At 35.2% G+C, this 17997-nt stretch carries 18 protein-coding genes and 1 riboswitch; of the genes, 10 read left to right on the forward strand and 8 right to left on the reverse strand.

Going from position 1 to position 17997, the window contains the following annotated elements; translation table 11 throughout:
- Positions 1 to 27: 27 nt before the first annotated feature.
- The 5 genes from tldD to ACGH49_RS01995 form a co-directional block, all read right to left on the reverse strand.
- Positions 28 to 1485, reverse strand: coding sequence for a metalloprotease TldD (gene tldD / locus ACGH49_RS01975; protein ID WP_411588048.1), 1458 nt, complete (start codon positions 1483 to 1485; stop codon positions 28 to 30).
- Positions 1486 to 1623: 138 nt separating this feature from the next.
- Complete coding sequence (gene rng, locus ACGH49_RS01980; protein WP_065560636.1) at positions 1624 to 3099, reverse strand: ribonuclease G; 1476 nt, start codon at positions 3097 to 3099, stop codon at positions 1624 to 1626.
- 11 nt (positions 3100 to 3110) lie between these two features.
- Complete coding sequence (gene mreD / locus ACGH49_RS01985) at positions 3111 to 3596, reverse strand: rod shape-determining protein MreD (protein WP_411588049.1); 486 nt, start codon at positions 3594 to 3596, stop codon at positions 3111 to 3113.
- Positions 3583 to 4425 (reverse strand): rod shape-determining protein MreC, encoded by an 843-nt coding sequence (mreC, locus tag ACGH49_RS01990; RefSeq protein ID WP_065608127.1) that lies wholly within the window; start codon positions 4423 to 4425, stop codon positions 3583 to 3585. Before mreC ends, mreD begins: the two co-directional genes overlap by 14 nt.
- Positions 4426 to 4566: 141 nt before the next feature.
- A complete protein-coding gene (locus ACGH49_RS01995; protein WP_065608129.1) occupies positions 4567 to 5613 on the reverse strand; it encodes a rod shape-determining protein in 1047 nt (348 codons plus the stop codon).
- A gap of 369 nt (positions 5614 to 5982) precedes the next feature.
- Between ACGH49_RS01995 and accB the strand changes: the two genes are divergently transcribed.
- The 3 genes from accB to ACGH49_RS02010 all read left to right on the forward strand — a co-directional run bounded on the left by accB (position 5983) and on the right by ACGH49_RS02010 (position 8531).
- Positions 5983 to 6438, forward strand: coding sequence for an acetyl-CoA carboxylase biotin carboxyl carrier protein (gene accB / locus ACGH49_RS02000; protein ID WP_065608131.1), 456 nt, complete (start codon positions 5983 to 5985; stop codon positions 6436 to 6438).
- A gap of 39 nt (positions 6439 to 6477) precedes the next feature.
- Positions 6478 to 7824 carry an acetyl-CoA carboxylase biotin carboxylase subunit gene (gene accC / locus ACGH49_RS02005; RefSeq protein WP_065560632.1) on the forward strand — a complete coding sequence of 449 codons (1347 nt, stop codon included), beginning with the start codon at positions 6478 to 6480 and terminating at the stop codon, positions 7822 to 7824.
- 68 nt (positions 7825 to 7892) lie between these two features.
- Complete coding sequence (locus tag ACGH49_RS02010) at positions 7893 to 8531, forward strand: bifunctional 4-hydroxy-2-oxoglutarate aldolase/2-dehydro-3-deoxy-phosphogluconate aldolase (RefSeq protein WP_065560631.1); 639 nt, start codon at positions 7893 to 7895, stop codon at positions 8529 to 8531.
- Between the two features lie 57 nt (positions 8532 to 8588).
- Here ACGH49_RS02010 and ACGH49_RS02015 read toward each other — a convergent pair whose 3' ends face one another.
- Entirely contained in the window at positions 8589 to 9359 is a 771-nt protein-coding gene (locus tag ACGH49_RS02015; protein WP_065560630.1) for an ABC transporter permease, read from the reverse strand.
- Positions 9352 to 10296, reverse strand: a complete 945-nt coding sequence (locus tag ACGH49_RS02020) for an ABC transporter ATP-binding protein (RefSeq protein WP_411588050.1) — start codon at positions 10294 to 10296, stop codon at positions 9352 to 9354. Before ACGH49_RS02020 ends, ACGH49_RS02015 begins: the two co-directional genes overlap by 8 nt.
- A gap of 220 nt (positions 10297 to 10516) precedes the next feature.
- On the opposite strand from ACGH49_RS02020, the gene mog reads away from it, so the two are divergent.
- From mog to cysS, 6 genes are all read left to right on the forward strand, one after another.
- A complete protein-coding gene (gene mog, locus ACGH49_RS02025) occupies positions 10517 to 11095 on the forward strand; it encodes a molybdopterin adenylyltransferase (RefSeq protein ID WP_065589534.1) in 579 nt (192 codons plus the stop codon).
- Positions 11096 to 11258: 163 nt separating this feature from the next.
- Positions 11259 to 11717 (forward strand): transcriptional regulator ArgR, encoded by a 459-nt coding sequence (gene argR, locus ACGH49_RS02030; protein ID WP_411588051.1) that lies wholly within the window; start codon positions 11259 to 11261, stop codon positions 11715 to 11717.
- A gap of 109 nt (positions 11718 to 11826) precedes the next feature.
- Positions 11827 to 12000, forward strand: a riboswitch (Lysine riboswitch).
- A 75-nt stretch (positions 12001 to 12075) separates the two neighbouring features.
- Positions 12076 to 13440, forward strand: a complete 1365-nt coding sequence (gene lysC, locus ACGH49_RS02035) for a lysine-sensitive aspartokinase 3 (protein WP_065608144.1) — start codon at positions 12076 to 12078, stop codon at positions 13438 to 13440.
- A gap of 208 nt (positions 13441 to 13648) precedes the next feature.
- Complete coding sequence (locus tag ACGH49_RS02040; RefSeq protein WP_411588052.1) at positions 13649 to 14410, forward strand: IS5 family transposase; 762 nt, start codon at positions 13649 to 13651, stop codon at positions 14408 to 14410.
- A 181-nt stretch (positions 14411 to 14591) separates the two neighbouring features.
- Positions 14592 to 14837, forward strand: coding sequence for a GlsB/YeaQ/YmgE family stress response membrane protein (locus ACGH49_RS02045; protein ID WP_065608145.1), 246 nt, complete (start codon positions 14592 to 14594; stop codon positions 14835 to 14837).
- A gap of 249 nt (positions 14838 to 15086) precedes the next feature.
- The gene (gene cysS / locus ACGH49_RS02050) at positions 15087 to 16484 is read left to right on the forward strand and encodes a cysteine--tRNA ligase (RefSeq protein WP_411588053.1); all 1398 of its coding nucleotides are present in this window, start codon (positions 15087 to 15089) and stop codon (positions 16482 to 16484) included.
- A gap of 101 nt (positions 16485 to 16585) precedes the next feature.
- Here the strand turns inward: cysS and trmJ are convergent, their stop codons facing one another.
- Positions 16586 to 17275 carry a tRNA (cytosine(32)/uridine(32)-2'-O)-methyltransferase TrmJ gene (gene trmJ, locus ACGH49_RS02055; protein ID WP_051634114.1) on the reverse strand — a complete coding sequence of 230 codons (690 nt, stop codon included), beginning with the start codon at positions 17273 to 17275 and terminating at the stop codon, positions 16586 to 16588.
- A 315-nt stretch (positions 17276 to 17590) separates the two neighbouring features.
- On the opposite strand from trmJ, the gene raiA reads away from it, so the two are divergent.
- A complete protein-coding gene (gene raiA / locus ACGH49_RS02060) occupies positions 17591 to 17923 on the forward strand; it encodes a ribosome-associated translation inhibitor RaiA (RefSeq protein ID WP_065636277.1) in 333 nt (110 codons plus the stop codon).
- The last annotated feature ends 74 nt before the right edge of the window (positions 17924 to 17997 follow it).

The following is a 17997-nucleotide window of genomic DNA, read 5'->3' on the forward strand; positions in this document are numbered from 1 at the left end:
CTATTTTTAAATCTCATTAATTTATTATTAGTGGTTAATGGTACCACCAACGGTTAAATTATCTACTTTTAAAGTGGGTTGCCCAACCCCAACAGGTATGCTCTGCCCTGCTTTACCACAAACACCTACACCAGAATCTAATGCTAGATCATTACCTACCATAGATATTTGCTGCATAGTTTCTATACCTGAACCAATTAACGTTGCACCTTTAACCGGAGTTGTTATTTTTCCCTTTTCAATTAAGTAAGCTTCTGAAGTTGAAAACACAAACTTACCAGAGGTGATATCTACTTGTCCACCAGCAAAATTAGGTGCATAAAGACCATAATCGACGCTACTAATGATATCGTCAAAAGAAGAATTTCCTGCCAACATATAGGTATTGGTCATTCTTGGCATAGGTAAGTAAGCATATCCTTCACGACGACCATTACCAGTTGAACATGTATTCATCAATTTTGCGTTAAGCTTATCAAACATATAGCCTTTTAAAATACCATTTTCAATAAGCACTGTTTTTTGACTTGGAGTACCTTCGTCATCAATAGATAGTGAGCCACGGCGATTTTCAATCGTACCATCATCAACAATAGTACAAACTTCTGAAGTAACTTGTTCACCAATTTTTCCAGAAAAAACTGAACTGTTTTTACGATTAAAATCGCCTTCTAAGCCATGGCCTACAGCCTCATGTAACAAAACGCCAGGCCAACCAGCACCTAAAACAACAGGCATTGTTCCTGCGGGTGCAGCTTTAGCTGAAAGAGAAACAAGTGCTTGACGCACGGCTTCTCGGGCATAGCTGTCAGCATAACTTTCTAATGTTTTTGGGTTGATTGTTAAAAAATATTCATACCCAAATCGACCACCGCCCCCACTACTTCCTCGCTCACGTCTACCCTCTTTTTCAACCAAAATTGAAACGGATAAACGCACCAAAGGACGAATGTCAGCTTTTAATGTACCATCAGTTGCTGCTATTAAAATATCTTCATAACTTCCAGTCAAACTGGCTGAAACTTCAATAACTCTAGGATCGATTGAGCGTGCTAAGTGGTCAATTTGTTGCAACAATTCAATTTTCTGTTCTTTAGAAAAAGAATTGATCGGATTAATTGACGAGTATATAGATGCTGCTTGAGCAGATTTAAATGGCGTCACTTTGATAGGTGTTTGTATTTTAGTAATTGAATTGGCTGCTAATATACTTTGTTCTAACCTCGCTAATGAAAGCTGATCAGTATAAGCAAACCCTGTTTTTTCACCAACAATGGCCCTAACGCCAACACCCTGGTCACGGTGAAATGAGGCATTTTTTATAATACCATCTTCAAGTAACCAGTTTTCGTAATAACCAGATAGAAAATACAAGTCACCAAAATCAATTTTCCTTGAGCTCAGCATATCAAGTAAATGCGAAAGATCTTGTTGGCTTAGATTGTTTGGGTTGAGTAGTCGTTCACTCACTTGAGTTACTATCATAAATTCCTTAAATTCTAATTGTTAATAGAAGTTTTTTGATAATCGATTATAACTAGTTGATCATAACAATTATTTAACTTTCATTATTTTTATACTGAAACGTATAGTTACCGGAAACTTTTTTACAAGACATTGCTTCTACATTAATACAACATCATATTGTTCTTGAATATAAAGTGGTTCAACTTTTACTTCAACGCGTTTACCCACAAACACCTCAACTTCAGCTAAAGCATGAGATTCATCATTAGTTAAAGCATTAGCTACAGCAGTCGATGCATAAACTAAAAAGTATTCAGAGTGATGAGCTTTATAAACACGAACAATATCACGTAAAATTTCGTTGCAAACTGTTTCTACCGATTTAACCATGCCACGACCTTTACATGCTGGACATTCTTCACATAGAATATGCCCTATACTTTCACGTGTTCGCTTGCGGGTCATTTCGACCAATCCTAAACTCGAAAATAAATTAACAGTTGTTCTAGCCCTATCTTTAGATAAAGAATCATGCAACGATTGTAACACCCGTTCACGGTGCAGATCTTCTTGCATGTCGATAAAATCGATAATAATAATCCCCCCTAAATTACGCAAACGTAATTGACGGGCAATCGCTATTGTTGCTTCAATATTAGTATTAAAAATCGTCTCTTCTAAATTCCGATGTCCTACAAATGCACCAGTATTGATATCAATAGTAGTCATGGCTTCGGTTTGATCAATAATTAAATATCCGCCAGACTTCAATTTGACTTTACGCTCTAATGCTCTTTGAATCTCATTTTCGGTATCATAAAGATCAAAAATAGGAATATTACCACGATAGTGAGATAATTTATTGGTTACCTCGGGCATAAATTCTTGCGTAAATTCAACTAATAAATCATATGTTAATTTCGAATCCACTAAAATTCGCTCAATTGGATCACCAACAAAATCGCGCAATACACGTTGTGATAATGCCAATTCCCCATAAACAAGATTTTTACTTACTGGACGAGCCATACGTTCTTGAATTTTAGTCCAAAGTCGCTTTAAAAAATTAGCATCTTGCTCTAACTCATGCGCACTTGCACCTTCTGCAGCCGTTCTAACAATAAAACCAGCCTCTGTTGTCACATATTGCTCAACAATATTTTTTAATCTTTCACGTTCTTGTTCACTTTCTATGCGTTGTGATGTGGCTACATGCGCAGAATTTGATCCAGGCATTAATACCAAATAACGTGATGGCAAAGTAATATCGGTTGTAAGCCTTGCCCCTTTAGTTCCCAATGGATCTTTAACTACTTGTACCATTAAATCCTGCCCTTGGCGGACAAGTTCAGAGATATCTTTTACTTGAAATTGTTCTTGCTCTGTATCTGATACGCACTCAGTATGAGGCATAATATCTGATGCATGCAAAAAGGCAGCTTTATCAAGACCAATGTCTACAAAAGCGGCTTGCATACCAGGCAAAATACGGATTATTTTACCTTTATAAATATTCCCAACAATACCGCGTCTAGACTCACGATCAACATGGATCTCTTGCAATACACCATCTTCGATATAAGCAACTCGAGTTTCAGATGGCGTTATATTCATTAATAATTCAACAGACATAAGATTCCTTTTTAATTGATAGCAAAGCTTCGTCTTATTAGCCGCAAAAATAGATAAATGACAACCCATAATAGACCATCAACACAGCTTGATATAAAAATCAATGGCGATATTGTTATAGTATGATAAATGCTGACTTGAAATAAAAATACCAGTAAATTATAACATACTGATATCCCAAAGATGATAAACGACTGTTGCCATAACGCTAAATTACGTATCAATTGGAATTTAAAAATAAATAAGTAAGCAATAAATGAATATATAAAAGCATGAACGCCCAAAATAGAACCAGTACATAGATCCATTATGGCTCCAAATACAAAAGCAGTACCAATCCCAACTCGATGAGGAAGAGCAATCAACCAATAAGCAAAAATGAGAATTAGTATATGTGGTTTAAATATATTATATGATTCAGACCACGGAATGATTTGTAAACATAAGCCAATTAATAACGTCATCCAAATAATTATTATTCGATTACGAGCCCTCATGTTTTACTCCTTGATTTCCCCACAACAATAATAAATAACGTAAGCGTTTCAAATCAGCTGTAGGTGTAGCTGTAATAACAGGAGTAGCATCTGTAATATCAAGTTTTACTGAACTAACTACGGCTACCGGATATCCTTCAGGAAAACGCCCATCAAGTCCCGAGGTAACTAAAACATCACCGACTTTTATATCAACGTTATTAGGCATAAATTCCAATGTTAAATCATTACTACATCCATTACCTACAGCAACCATGCCAATATCGTTTCTTAGCACTTGTACTGGTATTGCATGTTGATAATCACATACTAAAATTGCACGACTGGTTGATTTAGCTACTTCATAAATTTGACCCACAATTCCCTTTTCATCCACGACAGGTTGCCCAACATAAACACCATCTTGTGTACCTTTATTTACAACAAATTGGTAAACATAAGGATCAGTGTCTGTAAGTAATACTTGAGCAGCCATTTTATGTTCATCATGTCTTAAAGGTGAGCCCAATAATTCGCGAAGTCTAGCATTTTCATGTTTTAAATGCTCAAGTAATAATAGATCGTTTTTTTGTTGTAATAAGTCCGCATGTAAATTTGCATTTTCATTTATTAATGTTTCTCTTGTTTTGGACATCTCATAAAGAGAGTCAAACGACGACTTTGGTGCATTTGAAACAAAATATAGTGGCGAAATGATGGTATCTAAATAATAACGAATTTCTTTAAATGGTCGATAATTGACATCAAGTACAATTAGAGCCAAGGCTAAGGCCAGAGAAGTAAATAATTGTACACTAAGAGGCGAACGTTTAGAAAAAAGTAATTTCATTGTCCTTTACTTACCTTTTTATGCTCAAATTCTAATTATTCTAATATACGACTCCGCCGACACATTGTCGGCGGAGGAAAATATGAGATACATGCTTACTTTGCTTTATCAACATGAAATTAAATAACAATAAATTATTAATTACTCTTCACTAAATAGATCACCGCCATGCATATCGACCATATCTAACGCTTTACCACCACCCCTAGCAACGCATGTTAGTGGATCTTCAGCCACCACAACATGAATGCCAGTTTCAGCTGATAATAACTTATCAATATTACGTAATAAAGCACCACCACCAGTTAATACCATACCATGTTCTGAAATATCAGAAGCGAGCTCAGGAGGACACTGTTCTAATGCAACTTTAACCGCACTAACAATACCACTTAATGGTTCTTGGAGTGCTTCTAAAATTTCATTAGAGTTTAAAGTAAAGCTACGCGGCACACCTTCAGCAAGATTGCGCCCACGAACTTCGATTTCAAGGACTTCATCACCTGGATAAGCGCTACCAATAAAATGTTTGATTTTTTCAGCAGTAGCCTCGCCAATTAAAGCACCATAGTTGCGGCGAACATAGTTTATTATTGCTTCATCAAATCGATCGCCACCAATACGAGCAGATGCGGAATAAACAACGCCATTTAGTGAAATGACAGCAACTTCGGTAGTTCCACCACCAATATCAACAACCATTGAACCAGTAGGCGCAGATACAGGTAAATCAGCACCAATAGCTGCCGCCATTGGCTCTTCAATTAAATATACTTCACGAGCACCTGCGCCTAGTGCTGACTCTCGAATAGCTCGACGTTCAACTTGTGTAGCACCTACAGGAACACAAACAAGCACTCGTGGGCTCGGTCTTAAAAAGCTATGACTATGAACTTGACGAATAAAGTGTTGTAACATCTTTTCAGTAACAGAAAAATCGGCAATGACACCATCTTTCATTGGTCTAATAGCTGCTATATTACCAGGTGTTCGCCCTAACATTTGTTTCGCAGCATGCCCAACAGCAGCAACACTTTTTGGGGTACCGGTGCGGTGATCTTGGCGAATCGCTACAACTGAAGGTTCGTTCAATACAATTCCTTGCCCTTTTACATAAATAAGTGTGTTTGCTGTACCTAAATCGATCGATAAATCATTTGAAAACAAGCCACGAACTTTTTTTAACATAATAAAAACTCTTCCTAGAATTAATCTTGTTTAAGTATAATTTAGTATTTAAAACCACCATGGAATCAAAAAATAAATAATATTCTATTTATTTAGGATAAATAGAATATTATTTAATCCTTTCAAACCATAGTAAACCTTAATAGTAGTTGACAGTTAATATTGTATCGCATTTATAAAATAATACCTAGAAAATAGTATAACAAGTGTTTGTAAAGGAGATATATAATGACAAAAACTATTTTACAGTGTATTCTTCCGCGTTAATATTGAGTTACAACTTTATTACCGACTAAAGAATACCTTTAGCCGATAATAAGGATGCATTTAAATAATTGTTACTTATATCAAATAAACACGGTGTAATTCATGGATATACGCAAAATTAAAAAATTAATTGAATTAGTTGAAGAGTCAGGTATTTCAGAGCTTGAAATTTCTGAAGGTGAGGAATCAGTTCGTATTAGTCGTGCTGCTCCTACTACAAACTATTCGGCGCCAGTACAAAATATTCAAATTCCTCAACCAACTCCTGTTGTTGTTGCTCCAACCGTTCAAACAGAAGTTGTAACTGATAATGTGGTAACTGATGGTACAACAATTAAATCCCCAATGGTTGGAACTTTTTATCGTACACCGAGCCCAGAATCAAAAGCTTTTGTTGAAATTGGCCAAACAGTAAATGTTGGCGATGTGCTTTGCATCGTTGAAGCGATGAAAATGATGAACCAAATTGAATCAGAAAAAGCTGGTACAATAAAAGCCATATTGGTTGAAAATGGTCAACCAGTTGAATTTGATCAGCCACTATTCATTATTGAATAATCTGAATTTATTATTGACAATACGATTAAGAGATTGAATATGCTTGATAAAATTCTTATTGCGAATCGTGGAGAAATAGCTCTACGTATCTTACGAGCATGTAAAGAACTTGGAATAAAAACTGTCGCCGTTCATTCTACGGCAGATAAAGACTTAAAACATGTATTACTTGCAGACGAAACCGTCTGTATTGGTCCAGCAGCATCAGTAAAAAGTTACCTTAACGTTCCTGCATTAATTTCAGCTGCGGAAGTAACCGGAGCAGCTGCAATTCATCCTGGTTATGGTTTCTTATCTGAAAATGCAGATTTTGCTGAACAAGTTGAGCGATCTGGATTTATTTTTGTTGGTCCTAAACCAGATACTATTCGCCTTATGGGTGATAAAGTATCAGCAATTCACGCCATGAAAAAAGCAGGTGTTCCTTGTGTACCTGGTTCAGATGGTCCTCTAAGTAGCGATATTGAAATTAATAAACAAATTGCCAAGCAAATTGGCTATCCTGTTATCATTAAAGCTTCTGGCGGCGGTGGCGGTCGTGGTATGCGTATTGTTCGTGAAGAAAAAGATCTTGAACAATCAATTAAAATGACTAAGTTAGAAGCCAAAACTGCTTTCAACAATGATATGGTTTACATGGAAAAATTCCTTGAAAATCCTCGTCATATTGAAATCCAAGTACTTTCTGATGGTCAAGGAAATGCAGTTTATTTAGGTGAACGAGACTGCTCAATGCAAAGACGACATCAGAAAGTTGTTGAAGAAGCTCCTGCTGTTGGTATTACACCTAAAATGCGTAAATTCATCGGTGAGCGTTGCGTTAATGCATGTATCGAGATTGGCTACCGAGGTGCAGGCACATTCGAATTTTTATTTGAAAATGGTGAATTTTATTTCATTGAAATGAATACCCGTATTCAAGTAGAACATCCTGTTACTGAAATGATAACTGGAGTTGATCTAATTAGGGAACAAATTTTAATTGCAGCCGGCAAACCGCTTTCAATTAAACAAAGTGATATTGAAATTAAAGGTCATGCGATTGAATGTAGAATTAATGCTGAAGATCCCAAATCTTTTATGCCATCACCAGGAAAAATCACTCGCTTCCATGCTCCAGGTGGCTTTGGCATTCGTTGGGAATCGCATATTTATGCTGGTTACAGTGTCCCACCTTACTATGACTCAATGATTGGTAAATTAATTGCTTATGGTGAAACACGTGAAGTCGCTATAGCACGTATGAAAAATGCATTAGCAGAACTAGTTATTGATGGGATCAAAACCAATATTGATCTTCATATTGAAATTATGAACGACAGTGGTTTCCAAAAAGGTGGCACAAATATTCATTATTTAGAAAAGAAATTAGGTATTTATGAATAACAAAATAATCCCTATTTATTAGGGATTATTGCTTTATTTAAGTATCAATAAGGTGTGGGTAGAAACAAATGAAAAAATGGAAACGAAGTGCTGAAGAAATTTTAACTATGGGACCAGTGGTTCCGGTTATCGTTATTGAACGAATTGAGGATGCTGTACCACTAGCAAAAGCTCTCATTGCTGGTGGAGTGAAGGTACTAGAAGTAACGTTAAGAACAGCTTGTGCGATTGAAGCAATTAAGAAAATCATCAAAGAAGTTCCTGAAGCAATTGTAGGAGCAGGAACAGTAACTAGTGTTGAACAACTAAAACAGGTTACAGAAGCTGGTGTAGAGTTTGTTATTACACCAGGAATTACCGATGCTATTTTAGAAGCTGCAGTTGCAGGCCCTATCCCTGTTATTCCTGGTATTGCAACTATTTCTGAATTATTAAAAGCCCAAGAATATGGTTTAACGGCATTAAAATTCTTCCCAGCTGAAATCAATGGCGGAGTTGCTGCATTAAAGGCATTTTCTGGCCCTTGTGGATACATGAAGTTTTGCCCTACAGGCGGTGTGAATTCTAAAAACTACCGTGATTATTTGGCACTTAATAATGTACTATGTGTTGGTGGAACTTGGTTTATTCCAACGGATGCCATAGCAAAAGGTGATTTTACTAAAATCACTGAGATGGCTAAGGAAGCTGTTGCTGGTGCACAGTAGCTAATTATTATTCCGCCGATACAATATCGGCGGTTAATTATTATTTCCTAGCTTTAATTAACTTCTCAATCCTAGTCCACTATCAATCAGTCGCCATGTAATTACATAAAGTACAGTTACAAATAAAATAAGCATTGAAAATGTGATCCATAATGGCACATCTGACACTCCCAAAAATCCATAACGAAAACCATTAATCATATAAACAATGGGATTAATTTTCGATACCCATTGCCAAAAAGTTGGTAGCATTGTAATTGAATAAAAAACACCACCTAGATAAGTTAATGGTGTTAACACAAATGTTGGAATAATGCTTATATCATCAAACGTCTTGGCAAATACTGCATTGAGTAGACCAGCTAATGAAAATAAAATCGAGGTCAATAGCAATGTAAAAATAACAAACAACCAAGAATGTACATCGAAGCGAACAAAGAATAGCGATACAATAGTAACCAAAATACCCGTTAAAATACCGCGCATCACACCACCACCAACATATCCTAGAATAAGAATATTTGTTGACACAGGCGCCACCAATATTTCTTCAATGTTACGTTGAAATTTAGCACTAAAAAAGGATGAACAAACATTGGTATAGGAATTAGTAATTACTGACATCATTATTAATCCTGGAACAATAAATTCCATATAGCTAAAACCGCCCATGTCGCCAACACGAGAGCCAATTAAATTACCAAAGATAATAAAATAAAGAGACATGGTAATAACAGGTGGAATTAAGGTTTGAATCCAAATTCTTAAAAATCGGGTCACTTCTTTACGCCAAATACTTTTTAAGGCAATCCAATATAAATTATTCATTAATGCCACCTTTTTGTTTAGTATCACTATGCAACAGCTCAACAAATAACTCTTCTAATCGATTCGCTTTATTTCGTACGCTGATAACTTTAATATTTTGTTTATTTAATTGTTCAAATAATTGATTTAATCCATTTTGTTTATCTACTTTCACTTCCAACATCCCAGGCTCAACATCGAAATAATTATAGCCATTTAACTCAATCGGCTTAGGCGTTGCCACATAATCAATAACAATTGTTTCAGATTGGCTTTTCGCCAATAGCTCACGCATTGATGAGTTTGCTATCAATTTACCGCTCTGAATAATACCAATATTTCTACAGAGCATTTCTGCCTCTTCTAAATAATGTGTAGTTAAAATAATTGTGATACCTTGACGATTGATTTCACGTAAAAAATCCCACATAGAACGGCGTAATTCAATATCAACGCCTGCAGTCGGCTCATCAAGAATTAATAATTTAGGTTCATGCACGAGAGCTCTGGCTATCATTAATCGCCTTTTCATTCCACCTGATAGCAGGTTAGCTCGACTATGGCGTTTATCCCACAAATCTAAAACTCGCAAATATTTTTCGGCTCGCTCTAATGCGATTTTTCGGGGCAATCCATAATAACCACCTTGATTAGTAACTATTTGTAACACTTCTTCAAATTGGTTAAAATTGAATTCTTGCGGTACAATTCCTAATTGTTTTTTAGCATTTACAATATCGGTATCTAAGTCGTAACCAAAGATTTTTACTTGCCCACAAGTTTTAGTCACTAATGAACTAATAATACCTATAGTTGTTGATTTACCAGCACCATTTGGTCCTAGCAAAGCATAAAAATCGCCAGCTTGTACAGTTAAATCGATACCTTTTAATGCTTCTACACCGTTTTTATAAATTTTTTTGAGTGAGATTAACTCAAGTGCAGGAATTGATGGCATGAATATATCCTAAGTGAATCAATTGTTATTTTAATAATATGATATCATGTTTAATGAACCGACAATATAATCAATCATTGTAAAGAGCTTTTTAGTTTTATTTATATCAATATATATAAATTATAATTTCTAAAATAAAACACATATTATTAATTAAATACTAATAACGTATCTTTAATTATCAATCTGCGTCTAAGTTATTGCTTAAGGAATAAGTATCATGTTTAAGATTGGATTAGTTTCAGTATCAGATAGAGCATCAAGTGGCATTTATCAAGATGAAGGTATACCATCATTAATATCATGGTTGCAAACAGCACTGAAAACACCATTTACAACCGAAAACCATATTATTCCAGATGAACAAGTTGTTATTGAACAAACATTATGTGAACTTGTTGATAGTCAACATTGCCATTTAATTTTAACTACTGGCGGCACAGGCCCTGCGACTAGAGATGTAACCCCAGATGCAACATTAGCAATCGCTGATCGTGTAATGCCAGGTTATGGCGAACAGATGCGTCAGATCAGTTTACATTTTGTACCAACTGCTATTTTATCTAGGCAAGTCGGTGTTATTCGCAAAAAATGTCTAATCATCAACCTACCTGGTAGACCAAAATCAATTAAAGAAACACTTGAGGGTGTTAAAGATGATCAAGGTAATGTTATTGTGAGTGGGATATTTGCTAGTATCCCTTATTGTATACAACTACTAGAAGGACCTTATATTGAAACCTATGACCAAATAGTGAAATCTTATAGACCGAAGGATGCTATTAAATCAACACTTTAATTTTATGCATATTTAACGCATAATTATGTATATAATAATTGCTACTGATACATTAAAATTGGTCGTAGTTATTTTGATTTAATTATCAATTAGACTTTATTATGAGTCTTATAACGACATTTATTAGTAGTAAAGAGTAACAAATTAGAAGCCAAGGAACATTATGAAACAAGCTAATCTCACAAAAAAATTTAAAGAGATGCTTCGTCAAGAGAAGTTTAGTTCACAAGTAGAAATCGTACAAGCGTTACAAGAACAAGGATTTGATAACATTAATCAATCAAAAGTTTCACGTATGCTAACCAAATTTGGTGCGGTAAGAACCAGAAATGCAAAATCCGAAACGGTCTATTGTTTACCTGCAGAAATAAGCGTACCAACAACTAGTAGCCCATTAAAAAATTTAGTGATTGATATTGATTTCAATAGTTCAATGGTGGTGATACATACTAGCCCAGGCGCAGCTCAACTCATTGCTCGATTACTAGACTCAATTGGTAAATCGGAAGGTATTTTAGGTTCAATTGCTGGTGATGATACAATCTTTAGTACACCAACTAAAGAATGTACAGTAAAAAAATTATATCAAACCATTATTGAATTGTTTGAACGAGAGCTATAGATCTTTCCATTTTTTCTATATTACAACTAAATAATTTTTAACTTTTAACCTATTGACACAATTAATAAAATCGTTAATCCTATATAGTGCTGATTTCGTAACAGAAGTTGCAAAACGAAGAGGTGCATTACTCAGGTAAGTCATTTTAAGGACTGGAACCACTAATAAATGATCGAGGGGACGTAATGCCGAGGTTTGATTACCCATCCAGAAGTAATTAAATCGACTGCAAGGGCTGAATCCCTTGGGTTGTCACCTTAACAGGTGGAGCGCTTCATGGTTTGTACTTTTTTAATTGTAAATAGAACATGCCCGCTCTAACTCTGTTAAAAATAAAAATTTTTAATATGAGGAATCCATGGAAACATCATTTGTAATAGCTAAATTTGGTGGTACTAGTGTTGCCGATTATCCAGCAATGGTTAATAGTGCCAATATTGTAATAGCTAACCCTAACGTAAAGGTTGTTGTATTATCAGCCTCCGCTGGCGTAACAAATTTGTTAGTTGCATTAGCAGAAGGACGTGACGCTGAAGTAAGATCTCAACATATTGCGAAAATTCAATCTATCCAATACAACATTCTAGAACAATTACCTGAAAATCCAAAACTACGTGCTGAAATAGACCAAATCATTGCCAATATAGCCTCATTGTCAGAAGCGGCAAGCTTAGCAACATCACCTGCGTTAACCGATGAGCTTGTTAGTCACGGTGAAATTATGTCTTCAAAACTGTTTGTCGAAATACTAAAAGAAAAACAGAAAAAAGCCATGTGGTTTGACGTACGAAAAGTTATGCGCACCAATAATAACTTCGGTAAAGCAATACCTAAAATTGAAGATATTAAACAGCTTTGTTGTGCCCATTTAAAGTCACTAGACAATAGTTGTGTCATTGTAACACAAGGGTTTATTGGCAGTGAAAGTTCTGGAAAAACCACTACTTTAGGACGAGGCGGAAGTGACTATACAGCAGCTTTACTAGGTGAAGCATTGGGTGCAACTCAAATTGATATTTGGACTGATGTTGCTGGAATTTATACTAACGACCCTCGCATTACTCCAGCAGCTAAACGCATTGATGAAATATCTTTTGCGGAGGCGGCCGAAATGGCAACGTTTGGAGCAAAAGTACTACACCCAGCAACGCTAGTCCCAGCTGTACGTAGCAATATTCCTGTCTTTGTTGGTTCAAGTAAAGCACCGCAAGATGGGGGAACTATTGTTTATAGCACTAATAGTATCACATCTAAATTACCTGTCTTCAGAGCATTGGCGTTACGTCGTAAACAAACCTTACTAACACTAACCAGTTTAAATATGCTACATGCACAAGGCTTTCTTGCAAATGTGTTTACGATATTAGCCAAGTATAACATTTCGGTTGATTTAGTAACTACATCAGAAGTAAGTATTGCACTAACCATCGACACTACAGGTACAAACACCAACGGAAACAGTTTATTAACGAAAGAATTATTTGATGAATTATCAACCGTTTGTCATGTTGATATAGAAGAAGATTTAGCACTCATTGCTATTATTGGTAATAACCTAACCTCAACCAGAGGTATTGCAAAAGAAGTGTTTGGGGTATTAGACGAATTTATTATTAGGCTTTGCTGTTATGGGGCAAGTACACACAATCTTTGCTTATTAGCAAAAAGCAATGATGCCGAATCAATTATCAAAATTCTACATAAAACAATTTTCGAACAATAATATATTAAGGGAGATTAAACCTCCCTTTTAATTATGTTTAGTTATCTTCCTATATTCATCAAGTATATATTCTGAGTTAGAAACACCACAAAATACTTTACCTTTAATTAAAAATTAATAGGGCGTGTTGATCTTTCGTGATTATTTTTTAGACGGAATGATGTGAGTTATAATAATTCTGCAAAAAACAACCATAACTCGATTCATCATGCCAAGAACAATGCTAACAGATAAACGGTGGGAAAAGCTACTACAAATAATGAAAAATACCGGCCGAGTTTATAATAAATCCGAGCATCGGATGACGTTTGAAGTGAGCCTTTTCCGAATGAGAACCGGTATTCCTTGGCGAGATTTGCCAGAAGAGTTTGGTGAATGGAGCACCGTCTATAGACGATTTAATTTGTGGTCTAAAAAAGGAATATTAGTTGATATTTTCAAACATTTATCACAACTAGCGGATTTTGAATGGGTGTTCCTAAATGGCTCGATTATCAGGGCTCATCAACATAGTACAGGCGCTGCAACGGAGCATTGTGAGCTAATAGGTCAGAGCTGTGGTGGTAATTCAACTAAAATTCATCTTGCGGTTGATAGTGGTGGTTTGCCTATTTGTTTTGAGCTTTCTGAAGGACAACGACATGATATCACTTATGCAGAAAACCTAGTTGAAAAGCTCGATGAAGTCAATACAGTAATAGCCGATAAAGGTTATGACAGCGAGCTTTTTCGGTGCTTTGTTCGTCAAAAAGGCGGACGAACGGTGATTGCTAAACGTAATTATGGTAAGGATATAGATAAAAGCAGTATGGATAGGTGCCTTTATCGCTATCGTCATTTAGTCGAGAATGCCTTTGCTGGAATCAAGCAATATCGTTCAATATCAACTAGATACGATAAGTTAGAAAGGAATTATGCCAGTATGGTATCACTGGCATTTATGTTAATGTGGCTGCCAATGTATTGTTGAGTAATTTATGTACAGCAAAGATCAACAGCCCCTATTATCATTATCTATTAGTACATTTTGAAATCATTCGTTGACTATTAATTAATCGATTAAAGCTATTACATTGAACACTAACATCTGTTAGATTTTTTAATTTATTTGAGTAAACTATGCATAATTTCAATAAAAAAAGGAAATTATCATGGGTATTATAAGTTGGGTTATTCTAGGATTAATTGCCGGCTGGATTGCTAAGTTTTTTATGCCTCTAGGAAGTGTAGGGGTGATCAAAACTATTTTATTAGGCGTAGCAGGAGCCGTGGTGGGTGGGTATATTAGCACCTTCTTTGGCTGGGGTAGTGTAACTGGATTTAATTTCCCTAGTTTGTTAATTTCAGTACTTGGGTCGATTATACTCATTTATATCTATCGCCATTTAAAACAATAAGTTATTTTAATTTAAATTGGCGGGTAAACCGCCAATTTAAATAAGATTAAGGTTTGTATTTATAGTAAATCATATTTCTCATCATCAACCTTAAAAACATCTATACAAACTCAACAAATTTAATTCAGTTATATTGGTATATGCATTTTCTCAATTTTGCTTACAAAGTTCTTAATAAGTAATTTCGTCATATCCAGAATTTTGTTATATTATCTAACAAAATCCATCAATTTTACCCTGTAGATTATAATGTTAAAAATATTCAATACATTAACACGCGAAAAAGAAATATTTCAACCAATTACCCCTAATAAAGTTGGACTCTATGTTTGTGGAGTGACAATTTACGATCTTTGTCATATTGGTCACGGACGTACTTTCGTTGCTTTCGATGTTGTCGCACGTTATTTACGTTTTTTAGGTTACGATTTAACTTATGTTCGTAATATTACTGATGTTGATGACAAAATAATTAGACGTGCGTTCGAAAATGGTGAAACCTGTGATCAACTTACAGATAGAATGCTACAAGAAATGTATACCGATTTTGATGCACTAAATATTCGTCGGCCTGATATAGAGCCTCGTGCAACTCATCATATGTCACAAATCATCAAATTAGTTGAAGAGCTTCTCGAAAAAAAACATGCATATATTGCCAATAATGGTGATGTCATGTTTTCGGTAGACAGCGATCCGAATTACGGTATTTTATCTCGCCAAAATTTAGAACAATTACAAGCTGGTGCTCGAGTTGAAGTTGTTGATGTTAAACAAAATCCAATGGATTTTGTATTATGGAAAATGTCAAAACCTAACGAACCAAGTTGGGATTCACCATGGGGTAAAGGTCGCCCTGGTTGGCACATTGAATGTTCAGCAATGAACAGCTATCAATTAGGCAATCACTTTGATATTCACGGTGGTGGTTCAGATTTAATGTTTCCGCATCATGAAAACGAAATTGCCCAATCAACTTGTGCGCATAACGGTCAATATGTAAATTACTGGATGCACTCTGGTATGGTAATGATCGACCAAGAAAAAATGTCAAAATCACTCAATAATTTTTTCACTATTCGCGATGTATTAAAGCATTATGATGCTGAAACAGTACGTTATTTCTTACTATCTGGTCATTATCGTAGTCAGTTAAATTATAGTGAAGATAATTTAAAACAAGCAAGAATGGCACTTGAGCGACTATATACAGCCTTGCGTGATACTGATGCGAATCATCTATATACGACACCTGACAGTAATTATTATCGCCAGTTTTGTAACGCCATGGATGATGACTTTAATACACCAGAAGCTTATTCAACGCTTTTTGACTTGGCTCGTGAAATAAACAAAGCCAAAGCCGATAATAATATGCAACTTGCTAATGAATTAGCAGCTGAGTTACGTTATTTATCAGCAGTACTTGGATTATTAGAGCAAGATCCTGTTAAATTTTTACAAGGTGATAAGCAAGATGATGTTGATGTAGCATTAGTCGAAGCATTAATAAAACAACGTAACGAAGCAAGAGCAAGCAAAAATTGGTCTCAGGCCGATGAAGCTCGTGACAAACTAAATGCAATGAATATTGTTCTTGAAGATAGTGCAAACGGCACAACATGGCGCAAAAAAGCTAAAAGCTAACATACTTAGAATTGATATTTTGATTAATAGATAAGATACTACATTAAACAGTATCAACCTTAAAATAGCACCCACAAATCTGTGGGTGTTTCTATTTGACATCAATGTAAAATTTTATTAATCGAAGTTAAAATGCCACGCAAAATATTTAGTTCCTGTTGTTCAATACGTGCACGTGTAAATAATCGACGCAAACGCCCCATAATTTGTCCTGGATGATTGGCATTAATAAACCCTGTCTGTAACAAAGTTTGTTCTAAATGCTGGTAAAATCGCTCTATATCAGCATCTATAGGAAACTCAGTTTCAGCCATATTCTCATTTTCCTTTTCAGATTGCTGATCTTCAAGATTGAGCATTGACATGCGAATTTCATAACACAAAACCTGTACCGACATGGCAAGATTTAAAGAACTATAACTAGGGTTAGCTGGAATTCCAACATGATAATGGCACTTTTGCAATTCTTCATTAGTTAAACCAACACGCTCACGCCCAAATACCAAAGCGACTTGAGTATGGAGATTTGAGGCTTCTTGAATAATCTTATCGCCACACTTTTTGGGAGTTAAATATGGCCACTGTAAACTACGAGAACGCGCACTAGTACCAATCACTAAAGTACAATCAGCAATGGCTTGTTCAAGTGAAGAAAAGATTTGTGCATTTTTTATAATATCACTGGCACCTGCAGCTAACGAAATCGATTGAGAATCAGGCTTGATGATCGGATTAACTAAACAAAGGTTAGTTAATCCCATGGTTTTCATTGCTCTCGCAGCAGAGCCCATATTGCCTGTATGAGATGTTTCAACCAAAACAATCTTCACATTATCTAAATAACTCACATTGTCCTCATTATTGAAAATTACCTATAACATAGGATAAACTAAATAATTATTAATACAGTATATATTAAAACCATGGTAAAATCAGTTTCATCCCGTCCACATGTTATGCAATATTTAGTCAATGGAATTTATTTCAAAATTAAATTAATAAAAATTAGACAAAAGCAAAGATCTTATTGACGAGACTAAAATAATTTGCCAATGTAATAACAACATTAAAATTAACTTTGTTGATAAAAAATGAGGAGGTCAATTATGACTTTAAGTATTACCAGTAAACAAATGGATGTTACTCCTGCTATTCGTAGCTATCTAGAAGATAAATTTTCGAAGTTAGATAAATGGAGAGCACTGTTAATCAACCCTCATTTTATTTTATCGAAAGAACCAGATGGATTTATTGTTGATGCAACAATTGCCACCAAAGGAACTTCATTAGTTGCCTCTGCCAAACATATTGATATGTATGCTGCAATAAATGACCTTATTGATAAGCTTGAAAAACAACTTAATAAACTACAACACAAGAATGAATCTCGGCGTGCGGTTAACAGCATAAAAGACGCAGTATTAGAAGAAGAAATTTAATTCGTCAATTTTCTTGATTGAATAAAAAGGCACTTTGATGGTGCCTTTATTTTTTTGCTTGTTATAATACAAGC

The sequence above is a fragment of the Gilliamella sp. BG7 genome (genome assembly GCF_046635565.1).
Taxonomy (GTDB): Bacteria; Pseudomonadota; Gammaproteobacteria; order Enterobacterales; family Orbaceae; genus Gilliamella; species Gilliamella apicola_P.

Bases quoted from the DNA above. Each gene is read 5' to 3' on its own strand.
- tldD (WP_411588048.1), bottom strand. From the start codon at position 1,485: ATGATAGTAACTCAAGTGAGTGAACGACTACTCAACCCAAACAATCTA.
- rng (WP_065560636.1), bottom strand. From the start codon at position 3,099: ATGTCTGTTGAATTATTAATGAATATAACGCCATCTGAAACTCGAGTT.
- mreD (WP_411588049.1), bottom strand. From the start codon at position 3,596: ATGAGGGCTCGTAATCGAATAATAATTATTTGGATGACGTTATTAATT.
- mreC (WP_065608127.1), bottom strand. From the start codon at position 4,425: ATGAAATTACTTTTTTCTAAACGTTCGCCTCTTAGTGTACAATTATTT.
- ACGH49_RS01995 (WP_065608129.1), bottom strand. From the start codon at position 5,613: ATGTTAAAAAAAGTTCGTGGCTTGTTTTCAAATGATTTATCGATCGAT.
- accB (WP_065608131.1), top strand. From the start codon at position 5,983: ATGGATATACGCAAAATTAAAAAATTAATTGAATTAGTTGAAGAGTCA.
- accC (WP_065560632.1), top strand. From the start codon at position 6,478: ATGCTTGATAAAATTCTTATTGCGAATCGTGGAGAAATAGCTCTACGT.
- ACGH49_RS02010 (WP_065560631.1), top strand. From the start codon at position 7,893: ATGAAAAAATGGAAACGAAGTGCTGAAGAAATTTTAACTATGGGACCA.
- ACGH49_RS02015 (WP_065560630.1), bottom strand. From the start codon at position 9,359: ATGAATAATTTATATTGGATTGCCTTAAAAAGTATTTGGCGTAAAGAA.
- ACGH49_RS02020 (WP_411588050.1), bottom strand. From the start codon at position 10,296: ATGCCATCAATTCCTGCACTTGAGTTAATCTCACTCAAAAAAATTTAT.
- mog (WP_065589534.1), top strand. From the start codon at position 10,517: ATGTTTAAGATTGGATTAGTTTCAGTATCAGATAGAGCATCAAGTGGC.
- argR (WP_411588051.1), top strand. From the start codon at position 11,259: ATGAAACAAGCTAATCTCACAAAAAAATTTAAAGAGATGCTTCGTCAA.
- lysC (WP_065608144.1), top strand. From the start codon at position 12,076: ATGGAAACATCATTTGTAATAGCTAAATTTGGTGGTACTAGTGTTGCC.
- ACGH49_RS02040 (WP_411588052.1), top strand. From the start codon at position 13,649: ATGCCAAGAACAATGCTAACAGATAAACGGTGGGAAAAGCTACTACAA.
- ACGH49_RS02045 (WP_065608145.1), top strand. From the start codon at position 14,592: ATGGGTATTATAAGTTGGGTTATTCTAGGATTAATTGCCGGCTGGATT.
- cysS (WP_411588053.1), top strand. From the start codon at position 15,087: ATGTTAAAAATATTCAATACATTAACACGCGAAAAAGAAATATTTCAA.
- trmJ (WP_051634114.1), bottom strand. From the start codon at position 17,275: ATGGGCTCTGCTGCGAGAGCAATGAAAACCATGGGATTAACTAACCTT.
- raiA (WP_065636277.1), top strand. From the start codon at position 17,591: ATGACTTTAAGTATTACCAGTAAACAAATGGATGTTACTCCTGCTATT.